Origin of the sequence: Rhizobium terrae (assembly GCF_003425685.1) — a bacterium.
GTDB lineage: Bacteria > Pseudomonadota > Alphaproteobacteria > Rhizobiales > Rhizobiaceae > Neorhizobium > Neorhizobium terrae.
In genome coordinates, this window is record NZ_QJKM01000002.1 from 254,307 (window position 1) to 266,867 (window position 12,561).

Here is a 12,561-nt window from a genome sequence, read left to right on the forward strand (position 1 = left end):
AGGCAGGGCGTAGCTTACACCTCCCGCCAGCCGCTCTGATAGGTCACCTTGTCGACGCCGGCGAAACGACCGACGCGCACGAGTTCCGCGTCCAGCTTTTCGAGTCGGCCGGACGACGGGCGTACACCCTTTTCCAGCCAGAGCTTCTTCACGTCGAGCGAACCCGTCCTGCGATCCGCCTTCATGTCGATCCGGCCGATCATCCGGTCGCCTTCGAGCAGCGGGAAGACGTAATAACCGTATTGCCGCTTCGGTTCCGGCACGAAGACCTCTATCCGGTAGAAGAAATTGAACAGCCGCTCGGCCCGGTCGCGGTTGCGCAGGAGCGGATCGAACGGGCTGAGCACCCGGACACGCGCGGGTGGTTGCGGGATGTCGCCGAGAGTTTCCGGAAAGCCGGCAAAGGCGACCGATGCGCGCGGCTTGCTGCCGTCGGCGGTCTCGATCAGCACGTCCACCAGTTCGCCGCGATGCGCCTTCACCCAGTCCTTCGCCTCGTCCGGCGTCACGATATCCCAAAAGGCGGCGATCTCGCCGGAGGTCGCAAAGCCCAGTTTCTCCAGCGCACTGCGGCAGGCCCAGTCGACGAATTCCTCGTGGTCGACTTCCGGCTCGTGGTGATGCTGCGCGATCACCCGCTCCGTCAGGTCGTAGATCTTCTGGAAATTGACCCGGCCGGCGATCGCCAGCTTGCCCGTATGCCAGTAATATTCAAGCGCCGTCTTGTTCGGATGCCAGTTCCACCAGCCACCCGACTTGTGGTCCTCCACCTTCATATCGCGGGACATGATTGCGCCGTTCTCGGCGATGTGCCGGAAGGTATCCTCGAAGGCGGAATCGAAACCTTCGCCGTGCCATTTCTTCCAGCGTTCGGCGATGATCGGTTCGCGGCGGCGGAACCGGTGCTTCCAGTAGCGGAAGAGGCGCGACGGAATGATCGAGGCGTCATGCGTCCAGTGCTCGAAGAGCTCGCCGTCCTTTTCGAGCAGCGCCGTCAGGTGCTCGCGCCGATAGGTCTGGTTGCGCGAGAACAGGATCATGTGATGGGCACGTTCGACGGTGGCGATACTGTCCACCTGCACGAAACCCAGGTCGTCGATGAGCTGCAAGAGCCCCGGTTTGGTAAGTGCGCGGCCTGGCGGTTCAGACAGCCGCTGCCGTTCGAGGAAAATCTTTCGGGCCTGATCGTTCGGAATGAGAATCGCCATGGAAAGAAGACTAGGATGCCTGATGGCAGGTTTCAATGTTCATGTTTGGTTCTGAATTCCCCTCCCCGCATTTAATGTCTATAGAACCCGCAAAGACGAGGGACCGGCTTGGATATCCGTTTCGAACAGGCAGAAGCGCGTTTCGAGGGACGCACCATCCTTCATCCCCTGACGCTATGCCTTTTCGAGCGGCGTATCGGCGTGATCGGCCTCAATGGTTCCGGCAAGACGACGTTTGCACGGATGATCAACGGGCTGGTAATGCCGGCTTCCGGCCGCGTCACGGTCAACGGGTTCGATACGGCGAAGGAGGGCGACCGGGTTCGCGCCATCGCCGGCTTCATCTTCCAAAACCCGCAGAACCAGATCATCCTGCCGATCCTCAAGGAGGACATCGCGCTCGGCCTGCAATCGCGGAAGCTGCCGAAACAGGAAATCGCGGCCAAGGTCGAGACGGTTCTTGCGCGCTTCGGCATCGGCCACCTGGCAGAACGGCGGGTGCACGAGCTTTCAGGCGGCGAACTGCAACTCGCGGCGCTCGCCTCGGTGCTGGTTTCCGAGCCCGATATCCTGATCATGGATGAACCCACCAACCAGCTCGACCTCAAAAACCGCAGCCTCGTGGAGCGGACGGTCGAGCGGCTCGGCGAGACCGTCATCGTCATCAGCCACGACCTCGACCTGATCGCCGGTTTCGATCGCGTGCTGCTTTTTCACGAAGGCAGGCTCGCGGCCGACGGCGCTCCAGCCGAGACGATCGGACGTTATCGCGAGATATGCTCGCCATGAAGACGCTTTATGTCGAAGGCAATACGCTCCTGCACCGGCTCTCAGCCCGTGTGAAGCTCGCGGCCCTGGCAATGGCGAGCATGCTTCTCTTTGTCGCGGATTCGCCTGTCCTGCTCGCCCCCGCTGCGATCGCGGCAGCCGCGCTCTATGGCACGCTCGGGCTCGGTTGGCGCAATTCGTGGCAGCGATTGCGCGCGATTCTGCTGACGATCGTCATCGTGTCGGCCTTCATGCTGGTCATCAACGACCCGGGAGCGGCGGCGACGGGATTTTTTCGGCTGACCGCGCTCGCTTTTTTTGCTGCAACCATAACGGCAACGACCAGCACGGGCGATTTTATCGCGACCATATCGAGTGCCGCGCGTCCGCTGGAAAGAACCGGCCTCGGCAGAGCTGCCGATATCGGGCTCGCCATCGGTCTCGTAATTCGTTTCGTGCCTGACGTGCTCGGCCGGTACCAGGCCATCCGCGATGCCCATCGCGCCCGTGGGTTGAAACCGAGTGCCCTGACTTTGGGGGTGCCGCTGATCATCCTCACCCTGCGCAATGCCGACGAGATCGCCGCGGCCATTGACGCCCGCGGCATCCGCGGGCAGAACTGGGATAAAGATCAGCGTTAAGGGATTATACACCATGTCCACCCGGGATCTCGTTCTGGCCGCCCTCTTCGCCGCCATCATCGTGGCGCTCGGCCTGGTACCGCCGATCATTCTCGGTTTCATTCCGGTACCGATTACCGCGCAATCCCTCGGGGTCATGCTGGCAGGCGTCGTGCTCGGCGCCAAACGCGGCGGTTTCGCCGTGCTCCTGGTGCTGGTGCTCGTCGCGATCGGCCTGCCGGTGCTATCGGGCGGCCGCGGCGGCCTTGCCACTTTCGCTTCTCCGACCGCAGGCTATCTTGTCGGCTGGTTCTTCGCGGCTGTCGTGGCCGGCTATCTTTCCGAGCGCTTCGTCGACCGCTCGCAGAGCGGCATCGTGCAGATCACCGGCTTCTTCCTGGCGGCGCTCCTCGGCGGCGTGGTGGTGGACCACGGGCTCGGCATCATCTGGCTCGCCTTCGGCACCGGCACCGGCCTTTCGACCGCCTTCCTCGGCGACCTCGCCTTCGTTCCCGGCGACGTCTTGAAGGCGATGATCGCGGCGCTTGCCGGCCGTGCGGTCATGGTGGGTTATCCTCTGCTGCCCCAGCGGGTCTGAAAGCTCCGGTCCCCTCATCAATCGAGGAACTGATACAGCCAGTCGCGAAGGTCTTCGGGAAGTGCGACCGGCTCGCGACTTTCCCGGTCGCAGGCGGCCCAGACGATCTCCGCCTCCGCTACGGCCTCGTTGCCGCGCATCATGCGCACCAGAAAACCTGCCGACTTTCCACCGATCTTGCTGATACCGACGCTCGTCTGGACGGTGTCACCGAGCTTCAGCGCCGAATGGAATGTGCATGTCACCTTGCCGATCGTGAAGAACGGATCGTCCTTCCGGGATTTACGCCGCGCCCAGAATTCCGTCACGGCCTCTTCGGCCCGCGTGACATAGGCGGCACGGAACATCTCCCCATGCATATCCACGTCGCGGAACGGAACTCGAAACTCGTGCGGTCTGACTGATTCTCTGGCCACTGCACCCTCTGGCTGAACATCCTCATGTAAGACCATTCTTTCAAGCTAAACAAGCGTCAGGGCAAGGGGTTACGGCTTGAAAAAATCGGCCATCTGCGCCATGTCGGAGAATGTCCGCCCTGGACTCACACCTGACGAGGCCGCTTCATGACCACGCGCCTTTACGAACACGAGATCTTCCTCGAACATCGCACGCCGGAAGGGCATCCTGAAAGAGCCGACCGGCTGCGGTCGCTCAACATCGCACTGCAGCATCCGAATTTTTCCACGCTCGACCGCAAACAGGCCCCGCAGGCCAACGAGGATTCGGTGCTGCTCGTCCATCCGGAAAAGCACCTGCGCGCGGTGATGCGTTCCATCCCGGAGGAAGACGAAGTCCGTCAGATCGAAGCCGATACCTATGTCGGCCCAAAAAGCTTCCAAGCGGCGCTGACCGGCGTCGGCGGTGCGATGGCGGCGGTCGACGACGTGCTTTCGGGCAAGGTGGACAATGCCTTCGTGGCGGCCCGGCCGCCCGGCCATCACGCCGAAAAAAACAAGTTCATGGGCTTCTGCCTGTTCAACAATGCGGCGATCGCCGCCCGCCATTCGCGGCAGAAACACGGTATCGAACGCGTCGCCATCGTCGATTGGGACGTGCATCACGGCAACGGCACGCAGGACATCTTCTGGGACGATCCGTCCGTGCTGTTCTGCTCGACGCACCAGATGCCGCTTTACCCCGGCACCGGCGCCAAGGACGAAACCGGCATCAAGAACAATGTCATCAATGCGCCGCTTTCGCCCGACACCGGCAGCGAGCACTTTCGCGAGGCCTTCAAGAGCCGCGTCCTGCCGGCGCTTGAAAATTTCCGGCCGGACTTCCTCATCATCTCGGCTGGCTTCGACGCACACCATCGCGACCCCCTGGCGCAGATCAACCTCGTCGGCGACGATTTCGACTGGGCGACGGGTCGGCTGATGGAACTGGCCGGGAAGTACGCCAACAACCGGGTCGTCAGCCTGCTCGAGGGCGGCTATGATCTCGAAGGATTGGCCGAATCGGCCGGCATGCACATTCTGAGACTGATGAGGGGATAGACGATGACCGAGAGCACCGAAACCGTTGACGTCACCAGCTACTCCTTCGAAAAGGCCGTCGCCGAACTCGAAAGCATCGTCGCGCGGCTGGAACGCGGCGACGTGGCGCTCGACGAATCCATTGTCATCTACGAGCGAGGCGAAGCGCTCAAGAAGCATTGCGAGAAACTGCTCACCGCCGCCGAAAACCGCATCGAAAAAATCCGCCTGGACCGCGCGGGCAAGCCGCAGGGCGTCGAACCGCTGGACGGCGAGTAAGGAACTGCAGTCCTGAACGGCCTGCCGACGGACGTACAACCAAAGTCGTACAACCCCGGTTGGGAATGCATCATAAAGCGATTGACGCACCGGGACCACCTCCCCATGATAGCTGCCGTCTGACAGGGTGCTTTGGGAGGAGCAGATTATGACGGTTTGCGTGAAGTCCAGCAAAATCAATCTCATGTTTGCGGCCACACTTGCAGTTTCGACGGCGTTCTCGGCGGTCGGCGCCAAAGCCGCGGAATTCATCAACGTGCTGACGGGGGGAACGTCGGGCGTGTATTATCCGCTCGGCGTCGCGCTTGCCGACATCTACGGACAGGGCATCAAGGATGCCCGCACGCAAGTGCAGGCCACCAAAGCCTCGGTCGAAAACCTGAACCTGCTGCAGGCGGGCCGCGGCGAGATCGCGTTCTCGCTCGGCGATTCCGTCCAGGAAGGCTGGAAGGGCAACAAGGAAGCCGGCTTCCCGGCGAAGCTCGACAAGCTGCGCGGCATCGCCGCGATCTATCCCAACTATATCCAGGTCGTCGCCAGCGCCGAATCAGGCGTCAAGACGCTCGCCGACCTCAAAGGCAAGAGCCTTTCGGTCGGCGCGCCCGCTTCCGGCACCGAACTCAATGCGCGGGCGATCTTCGCTGCAGCCGGCATGTCCTACAAGGATCTCGGCAAGACCGAATACCTGCCGTTCGCCGAATCGGTCGAGCTCATCAAAAACCGCCAGCTTGATGCGACGCTGCAATCGGCGGGCCTCGGCGTCGCTTCCATCCGCGACCTTGCCACCTCGCTGAAGATCAACGTCGTGGCGATCCCGAAGGCGGAGGTCGAGAAGATCGGCGCGCCCTATATTTCGGTGAAGATCCCGGCTGGGACCTATGAGGGCCAGACCGCGGACGTGGAAACAGCCGCCGTCGGCAACTTCCTGATCACCCATTCGGGTGTGTCCGACGAAACCGTCTACCAGATGACCAAGCTGCTCTTCTCCAACCTGCCGAAACTTTCCGCCGCGCATGCGGCCGCCAAGGCGATCGACGTGAAGAAGGCGCTCGATGGCATGCCGGTGCCGCTGCATCCCGGTGCCGAACGCTATTACAGGGAAGTCGGATTGATGAAGTAAGAGGGCGTATTCCCTCATCCGCCCTGCCGGGCACCTTCTCCCCGTCTGAATGGGGAGAAGGAGATGTGCCGCAACGTTTTAACTCCTCTCGACCGAGCCAGGGGCACATCCCCTCTCCCCGTTCGCGGGGAGAGGGTTAGGGTGAGGGTGAGGGGCAAGCGATCTCCGGAGTAAACATGTCCGAATCCGCCATGCATCATCCGATGACGCCGCAAAGCGCCGAGGAGCCGATCGAAGGGCTGCCGGCCGGATGGGGTGATGGAATCGGCGCGAAGATCACCTTTGCCATCGCGCTCGCCTTTTCCGCCTTTCAGCTGATCACGGCCGCCTATGCCATCTTGCCGAGCCAGGTGATCCGGGCCATGCATGTGGCCTTCCTGCTGCTGCTCGGCTTCGGCCTCCTGGCGCAGTTGCGCGCCAAGACGCCGATCGGCAAGAGCTGGTTCTGGCTGCTCGGTATCTTGGGATTTGCGACCGGCCTCTACAACTGGGTAGAATATGCGCCGCTCCTGCAGCGCAGCGGCTTCCTGACCACACCCGACATCATTGTCGGCGTCGTACTGATCCTCGTCGTCTTCGAGGGTGCCCGCCAGCTTATGGGGCTGCCGCTGACGATCATGTGCGGCATCTTCCTGGCCTATTGCTTCTTCGGCCAGTATGCGCCCGGCGCGCTGCAGACGCGCGGCTATTTCTTCGACCAGATCATCGACTATTTCGCCTATGGCACGGAGGGGATCTACGGCACGCCGGTTTATGTCTCGGCCGCCTACATCTTCATCTTCGTGGTCTTTGCCGCCTTCCTCGAACGGGCGGGCATGATCGCGCTCTTCAATGACGTGGCGCTCGGGCTCGTCGGCCACTGGCGCGGCGGGCCGGCACAGGTCTGCGTGCTGTCATCGGCGCTGATGGGGACGATTTCGGGCTCGGGCGTCGCAAACGTCGTGGCATCGGGCCAGTTCACCATCCCGCTGATGAAACGTTTCGGTTTCAGGTCCGCCTTCGCCGGCGGCGTCGAGGCGACGTCCTCGATGGGTGGGCAGATCATGCCGCCGGTCATGGGGGCCGTTGCTTTCATCATGGCCGAGACGCTGAATATCCCATATGCGGAAGTGGTGAAGGCGGCGATCATCCCGGCCATTCTCTATTTTGGCGCCTGTTTCTGGCAGGTGCATCTGGAAGCCGGCAAGGCGGGCCTCAAAGGCATGGACGAAAGCGAGCTCCCGAGCGCCTGGGGAGCGATCAGGCAGCACTGGCCCCTCATCCTGCCGCTTGCCGCCCTCGTCTACCTCTTGTTTGCGGGTTACACCCCGATCTTCGCCGGGACGATGGGGCTTGCGCTGACAGTCGTGCTGATCCTCTCGACACCGATCGCCGCCTCTATCGGGCCGACCGCCTTCCGGATCGTCTTCTGGCTGGCGATCGGCATCGCCTCGGCAAGCTTCTTCGAATTCGGCGTCACCTTCCTTGCCGGGCTTCTCTGCCTGCTGATCCTGGCCTGCCTGTTCTTCAAGGGCGGCCGCGAGACGCTGATGATCTGCATCGATTCGCTTGCCGAAGGCGCGAAGAACGCGCTCCCCGTCGGCATCGCCTGCGCCATCGTCGGCATCGTCATCGGCACGCTGACGCTGACCGGCATCGCCTCGACGCTGATCGGCACGATCATCGATATCGGCAGGGACAACCTATTCATCTCGCTGGTCCTGACGATGATCACCTGCCTCATACTCGGCATGGGCATCCCGACCATTCCGAACTACATCATCACCTCGTCGCTCGCAGGCCCCGCGCTGCTCGAACTCGGCGTGCCGCTGATCGTCAGCCACATGTTTGTCTTCTATTTCGGCATTATGGCGGACCTGACGCCGCCGGTGGCGCTCGCCGCTTATGCAGCCGCTCCGATGGCAAAGGAATCCGGCATGCGGATCGGCGTTCAAGCAGTGAAGCTCGCGATTGCCGGCTTCCTCGTTCCCTTTATGGCAGTCTACACGCCGGCACTGATGCTGCAGGATCCGGGCCCTCTCTCTGTTTATGTCGGCTACTGGGGCGAAGTTGCTTATGTCTTTGTCAAGGCCTGCCTCGGTATCGTGCTGTGGGGCGCCACCGTCGTTGGATTCCTGTTTGCCCGGCTTGCCATATGGGAGCGGATGCTCGCTTGCCTCGCGGGCGTGCTGCTGGTCCTGGCTCTGCCCTGGACCGACGAGATCGGCTGGGTGGTCACCCTGGTCTGGATCGGCTGGCACTGGTGGCGGACGCGCAAGCTCTCGGCGCCGGCGGTCGCGACACCCTGAGCGCCGGCTGATGAGCCTCTGCATTCTGGCGGGCGGCAAGGTAACGACGCTCGCCGTCTCGATGTTCACGCTTTCCTGGACCCATTCCGCGCAGAAGACCGAATGGCGCGAGACCTGGGCCGTGACACCGGCCGGGCTGGAACTTCGCCAGGCCGAGGTCAAAGGCTCCGGCGCAGGCATGGAACCAGAGGCGGATGCGGAGCTGAAGGATGGCTGGTGGACGTGGCGTCCGAAGCTTCCGCCGCAAAAGCATGTTTCGCTCGCAGCTTCCGGCATGACGCCGGGTGGGTGGAGGCTCTGCCATGAGGGCGGATGCACAGAACTCGGTGCCAAGGCGGGAGACGAAACCGTTCTAAGCAGGTGTCCCGACTGAGGACTATCGACCAAATCCGACGGTTCCACTATATTGTCCCACATGGACAAGGACCTGGTCATCGCCAAGCTGAGGGAGCACGAGGACGAACTGCGCGCTGCGGGTGCGGAGCATATGTCGATCTTTGGTTCCGTGGCCAGAGGCGATGCGACGGCGCAGTCAGATCTCGATATTCTTGTAAAGTGTTCCGAACCCGTCATACAATCGGGTTTCGGCTATTTCAGTGTTTTGGCAGGCCTACAGGAACGTATTACCCAAATCACGGGCGCCTCTCACGTCGACATTGTAGCCGAACCGGTGCGCAAAGAGCGTCTGCGCCGGAACGTCGAGCGGGATCGTGCCGTTGCCTACTAAGCGACCCCTTACCCGGTTCCGCGACATCACCGAGAATGGTGAAGCCATTCTTGACTATACCCGAGAGCTTGATTTCGAAGGCTATCTCAAGAACCGGCTGGTGCGTGACGCTTCGGAACGCTGTCTCGCACGCATCTCCGAAGCAGCCGTAAAATTGGGACCAGTGGCCGAAGACCTTTTTCCGCGGTACGGCTGGCGTGACATCCGCAACTTCGGAAACATCCTTCGGCACGAATATGAGGGCGTGCTGGACGACGTAACATAGGCGATCATCACGAGACATCTTCCGCTCCTGGTGACCGAACTCACAGCATTCCTCGCCGAATACCCCGAAGACCAGGAAACACTGTAGCGAGTATATCTCCATGTCCTTCTTCCCCGGAAAAGACCCTGTCGCGGGCGATGCGTTTGCCTGCGATGCGATCGAGAACCTGATCATTCCACGCACCAGCGATATCGGCGGGTTTTCCGTGCGGCGCGCTTTGCCGACGCGGCAGAGGCGACTGGTCGGGCCGTTCATCTTTTTCGACCGGATGGGGCCGGCGCTGCTGCGCGCCGACGAGGCGCTCGACGTCAAACCGCATCCGCATATCGGGCTTTCCACCGTCACCTATCTCTTCGACGGCGAAATCAAGCATCGCGACAGTCTCGGCACCGAACTCGTCATCCGCCCGGGCGACATCAACCTGATGACCGCCGGGCGGGGCATCGTACATTCGGAACGCACGCCGGAGAACCTGCGGGGCCACCCGATGTCCGTCTCCGGCCTGCAGACCTGGCTGGCGCTGCCGGACGACAAGGAGGAGATCGATCCGACCTTTTCCCACACCGGCAAGGACTCCATGCCGCTGATCGAGGCGGACGGTGCGAGGGGTCGGGTGGTGATCGGCTCCTTCGAAGGCCTCGGCTCGCCGGTCTCGACTTATACGGACACGCTCTATGCCGATCTGCGCCTCGAACCGGGCAAGCGCTTTCCCTTCGCGGCGGCGCACGAGGAACGGGCGATCTATATCCTCTCCGGCGAATTGCTGGTGGCCGGCGACCGGTTCGCGGCCGACCAGTTGCTCGTCTTCCGCCCGGGGGACGATATCACGCTGGAAGCCGGTGCGATGGGCTGTCACCTGATGCTGTTCGGCGGTGCCGCGCTGAACTCCAGGCGCTACATCTGGTGGAACTTCGTTTCCTCCTCCAAGGAACGGATCGAAAAGGCAAAAGAGGAGTGGCGCACCGGCCGTTTCGACATCGTGCCGGGAGACGAAGAAGAGTTTGTCCCCTTGCCCGCCGCCTGAAATCGGCTAGAAACAGCCCTTCATACAACTTGAAAAAGCCTGTTTTCTTCTCATCTTGTGAGGAAGCATGCTTCCGACCAAGACGAGAGAAGGCCAACTTCCGTGACATCAACGCCCGCAACGCCGCTGCTCGACAAGGTCAAGCTTCCCGCCGATCTTCGCGAGGTCGAGGATCGCGACCTGCCGGTGCTTGCCCGCGAAGTGCGCGACGAGATGATCGATGCGGTCTCCCGCACCGGCGGGCATCTCGGGGCCGGCCTTGGCGTCGTTGAGCTGACGATCGCCATCCACAAGGTGTTCAACACGCCGGACGACCGGCTGATCTTCGACGTCGGGCACCAGTGTTATCCCCACAAGATCCTCACCGGACGTCGTGACCGCATCCGCACGCTCCGCCAGGAAAACGGCCTTTCCGGCTTCACCCGCCGGGCAGAGAGCGAATACGACCCGTTCGGCGCGGCACACTCCTCCACTTCGATTTCCGCCGGCCTCGGCATGGCGGTCGCCGCCGATCTTTCCGGCTCGAAGCGCAATGTGATCGCCGTCATCGGCGACGGCGCCATGTCGGCTGGCATGGCCTATGAGGCACTCAACAATGCCGGCGCACTCGACGCGCGACTGATCGTCATCCTCAACGACAACGACATGTCGATCGCCCCGCCGACCGGCGCGATGAGCGCCTATCTGGCGCGGCTCGCCTCCGGCCGCACCTATATGGGCTTCCGCGATCTCGGCAAGAAACTGACCGCCTATCTCGGCGGCCGCATCGACCGGGCGATCACCCGCGCCGTCGAACATGCCCGCGGCTACGTGACCGGCGGCACGATGTTCGAGGAAATGGGCTTCTATCATATCGGCCCGATCGACGGTCATTCCTTCGATCATCTTCTGCCGGTGCTGCGCAACGTGCGCGACCATGCCCGCGGCCCTGTCCTGATCCATGTGGTCACGCAGAAGGGCAAGGGTTACGCGCCGGCGGAAGCGGCCGCCGACAAATATCACGGCGTCAACAAGTTCGACGTCATCACCGGCGCGCAGGCGAAGTCGAAGCCCAACGCGCCATCCTATACCAGCGTCTTTGGCGAAGCGCTGGTGCAGGAAGCAGGTTTCGACGACAAGATCGTCGGCATCACCGCCGCCATGCCGAACGGTACCGGCATCGACAAGCTGGCGGAAGCCTTCCCGTCCCGCACCTTCGACGTCGGTATTGCCGAGCAGCACGCGGTGACCTTCGCCGCGGGCCTCGCGGCGGAAGGCTACAAGCCGTTCTGTGCGCTTTATTCCACCTTCCTGCAGCGCGGTTACGACCAGGTGGTGCACGACGTGGCGATCCAAGGCCTACCCGTACGCTTCCCGATCGACCGCGCCGGTTTCGTCGGCGCCGACGGGCCCACGCATGCGGGCTCCTTCGACACGACCTTCCTCGCCACCCTGCCGGGCATGGTGGTGATGGCCGCGGCCGACGAGGCCGAACTGAAACACATGGTGCGCACCGCCGCCGCCTATGATCAAGGCCCGATCTCCTTCCGGTATCCGCGTGGCGAAGGTGTCGGCGTCGAACTGCCGGAACGCGGCCAGATTCTCCAGATCGGCAAGGGCCGCGTCGTCAAGCAGGGCTCGAAGGTCGCGCTTCTTTCTTTCGGCACCCGATTGAAGGACTGTCTGCTAGCGGCCGAAGACCTCGATGCGGCAGGGCTTTCCACGACCGTTGCCGATGCACGTTTCGCCAAGCCGCTCGATCAGGACCTGATCCGCCAGCTCGCCCGCCACCATGAGGTGCTGATCACCATCGAGGAAGGCGCCGTCGGCGGCTTCGGCGGTCATGTCCTGCAGTTCCTGGCAAGCGAAGGCCTGCTCGACAACGGGCTGAAGATCCGCTCGATGGTCCTGCCGGATATCTGGATGGAGCAGGCAAGCCCGGACGCGATGTATGCGAAGGCCGGCCTTGACCGGACCGGGATCGTTTCGACGGTCTTCAAGGCACTCGGCCAGACACGTGTCGGCGTGGGCTTCGCAGGCTGATCTGCCCGACGCCGACGGTCGGTCCCGCAGGCCTTCGATCATCATGTCGAACTGCACGGCATCGAATAGATAGGCGTGCCGATATTCATCGCATATGCGAGCGGAAGATCCTGCCGCTGACACTGAAGGCGATCGACGGCCGTTCCAGGCAAGCGGCCCGGTATCAC

At 62.5% G+C, this 12,561-nt stretch carries 14 protein-coding genes; 12 read left to right on the top strand and 2 right to left on the bottom strand.

Going from position 1 to position 12,561, the window contains the following annotated elements; all coding sequences use genetic code 11:
• Positions 1-14: 14 nt before the first annotated feature.
• Positions 15-1,208, bottom strand: coding sequence for a winged helix-turn-helix domain-containing protein (locus tag DMO26_RS04170; RefSeq protein ID WP_117190764.1), 1,194 nt, complete (start codon positions 1,206-1,208; stop codon positions 15-17).
• 108 nt (positions 1,209-1,316) lie between these two features.
• Between DMO26_RS04170 and DMO26_RS04175 the strand changes: the two genes are divergently transcribed.
• From DMO26_RS04175 to DMO26_RS04185, 3 genes are read left to right on the top strand one after another with little or no spacing between them, the layout of a single operon-like run.
• Positions 1,317-1,997: an energy-coupling factor ABC transporter ATP-binding protein gene (locus DMO26_RS04175; RefSeq protein WP_117190765.1), complete on the top strand. Its 681-nt coding sequence runs from the start codon at positions 1,317-1,319 to the stop codon at positions 1,995-1,997.
• The gene (locus DMO26_RS04180) at positions 1,994-2,617 is read left to right on the top strand and encodes an energy-coupling factor transporter transmembrane component T family protein (RefSeq protein ID WP_117191030.1); all 624 of its coding nucleotides are present in this window, start codon (positions 1,994-1,996) and stop codon (positions 2,615-2,617) included. Before DMO26_RS04175 ends, DMO26_RS04180 begins: the two co-directional genes overlap by 4 nt.
• Before the next feature lie 13 nt (positions 2,618-2,630).
• Positions 2,631-3,194, top strand: a complete 564-nt coding sequence (locus DMO26_RS04185; RefSeq protein WP_117190766.1) for a biotin transporter BioY — start codon at positions 2,631-2,633, stop codon at positions 3,192-3,194.
• Between the two features lie 17 nt (positions 3,195-3,211).
• Here DMO26_RS04185 and DMO26_RS04190 read toward each other — a convergent pair whose 3' ends face one another.
• Positions 3,212-3,610 carry an acyl-CoA thioesterase gene (locus DMO26_RS04190; protein ID WP_162894707.1) on the bottom strand — a complete coding sequence of 133 codons (399 nt, stop codon included), beginning with the start codon at positions 3,608-3,610 and terminating at the stop codon, positions 3,212-3,214.
• 147 nt (positions 3,611-3,757) lie between these two features.
• On the opposite strand from DMO26_RS04190, the gene DMO26_RS04195 reads away from it, so the two are divergent.
• The 9 genes from DMO26_RS04195 (at position 3,758) to dxs (ending at position 12,394) form a co-directional block, all read left to right on the top strand.
• Complete coding sequence (locus DMO26_RS04195; RefSeq protein WP_117190768.1) at positions 3,758-4,690, top strand: histone deacetylase family protein; 933 nt, start codon at positions 3,758-3,760, stop codon at positions 4,688-4,690.
• Between the two features lie 3 nt (positions 4,691-4,693).
• Positions 4,694-4,948, top strand: a complete 255-nt coding sequence (locus DMO26_RS04200) for an exodeoxyribonuclease VII small subunit (protein ID WP_117190769.1) — start codon at positions 4,694-4,696, stop codon at positions 4,946-4,948.
• 184 nt (positions 4,949-5,132) lie between these two features.
• Positions 5,133-6,068, top strand: coding sequence for a TAXI family TRAP transporter solute-binding subunit (locus DMO26_RS04205; RefSeq protein WP_117191031.1), 936 nt, complete (start codon positions 5,133-5,135; stop codon positions 6,066-6,068).
• Between the two features lie 176 nt (positions 6,069-6,244).
• Entirely contained in the window at positions 6,245-8,356 is a 2,112-nt protein-coding gene (locus DMO26_RS04210) for a TRAP transporter permease (RefSeq protein ID WP_117190770.1), read from the top strand.
• Positions 8,357-8,366: 10 nt separating this feature from the next.
• Entirely contained in the window at positions 8,367-8,729 is a 363-nt protein-coding gene (locus tag DMO26_RS04215; protein ID WP_117190771.1) for a DUF1850 domain-containing protein, read from the top strand.
• A gap of 42 nt (positions 8,730-8,771) precedes the next feature.
• On the top strand, positions 8,772-9,083 hold the full coding sequence (locus tag DMO26_RS04220; RefSeq protein WP_117191032.1) for a nucleotidyltransferase family protein: 312 nt from the start codon (positions 8,772-8,774) through the stop codon (positions 9,081-9,083).
• The gene (locus DMO26_RS04225; RefSeq protein ID WP_226951188.1) at positions 9,073-9,348 is read left to right on the top strand and encodes a HepT-like ribonuclease domain-containing protein; all 276 of its coding nucleotides are present in this window, start codon (positions 9,073-9,075) and stop codon (positions 9,346-9,348) included. Before DMO26_RS04220 ends, DMO26_RS04225 begins: the two co-directional genes overlap by 11 nt.
• Before the next feature lie 100 nt (positions 9,349-9,448).
• On the top strand, positions 9,449-10,372 hold the full coding sequence (locus tag DMO26_RS04230) for a pirin family protein (RefSeq protein ID WP_117190772.1): 924 nt from the start codon (positions 9,449-9,451) through the stop codon (positions 10,370-10,372).
• 102 nt (positions 10,373-10,474) lie between these two features.
• On the top strand, positions 10,475-12,394 hold the full coding sequence (gene dxs, locus DMO26_RS04235) for a 1-deoxy-D-xylulose-5-phosphate synthase (RefSeq protein ID WP_117190773.1): 1,920 nt from the start codon (positions 10,475-10,477) through the stop codon (positions 12,392-12,394).
• The last annotated feature ends 167 nt before the right edge of the window (positions 12,395-12,561 follow it).

What these genes read in the sequence shown, in the direction of transcription:
- DMO26_RS04170 (WP_117190764.1), bottom strand. Translation starts at nt 1,208, where the DNA reads ATGGCGATTCTCATTCCGAACGATCAGGCCCGAAAGATTTTCCTCGAA.
- DMO26_RS04180 (WP_117191030.1), top strand. Translation starts at nt 1,994, where the DNA reads ATGAAGACGCTTTATGTCGAAGGCAATACGCTCCTGCACCGGCTCTCA.
- DMO26_RS04185 (WP_117190766.1), top strand. Translation starts at nt 2,631, where the DNA reads ATGTCCACCCGGGATCTCGTTCTGGCCGCCCTCTTCGCCGCCATCATC.
- DMO26_RS04195 (WP_117190768.1), top strand. Translation starts at nt 3,758, where the DNA reads ATGACCACGCGCCTTTACGAACACGAGATCTTCCTCGAACATCGCACG.
- DMO26_RS04200 (WP_117190769.1), top strand. Translation starts at nt 4,694, where the DNA reads ATGACCGAGAGCACCGAAACCGTTGACGTCACCAGCTACTCCTTCGAA.
- DMO26_RS04205 (WP_117191031.1), top strand. Translation starts at nt 5,133, where the DNA reads ATGTTTGCGGCCACACTTGCAGTTTCGACGGCGTTCTCGGCGGTCGGC.
- DMO26_RS04210 (WP_117190770.1), top strand. Translation starts at nt 6,245, where the DNA reads ATGTCCGAATCCGCCATGCATCATCCGATGACGCCGCAAAGCGCCGAG.
- DMO26_RS04215 (WP_117190771.1), top strand. Translation starts at nt 8,367, where the DNA reads ATGAGCCTCTGCATTCTGGCGGGCGGCAAGGTAACGACGCTCGCCGTC.
- DMO26_RS04220 (WP_117191032.1), top strand. Translation starts at nt 8,772, where the DNA reads ATGGACAAGGACCTGGTCATCGCCAAGCTGAGGGAGCACGAGGACGAA.
- DMO26_RS04230 (WP_117190772.1), top strand. Translation starts at nt 9,449, where the DNA reads ATGTCCTTCTTCCCCGGAAAAGACCCTGTCGCGGGCGATGCGTTTGCC.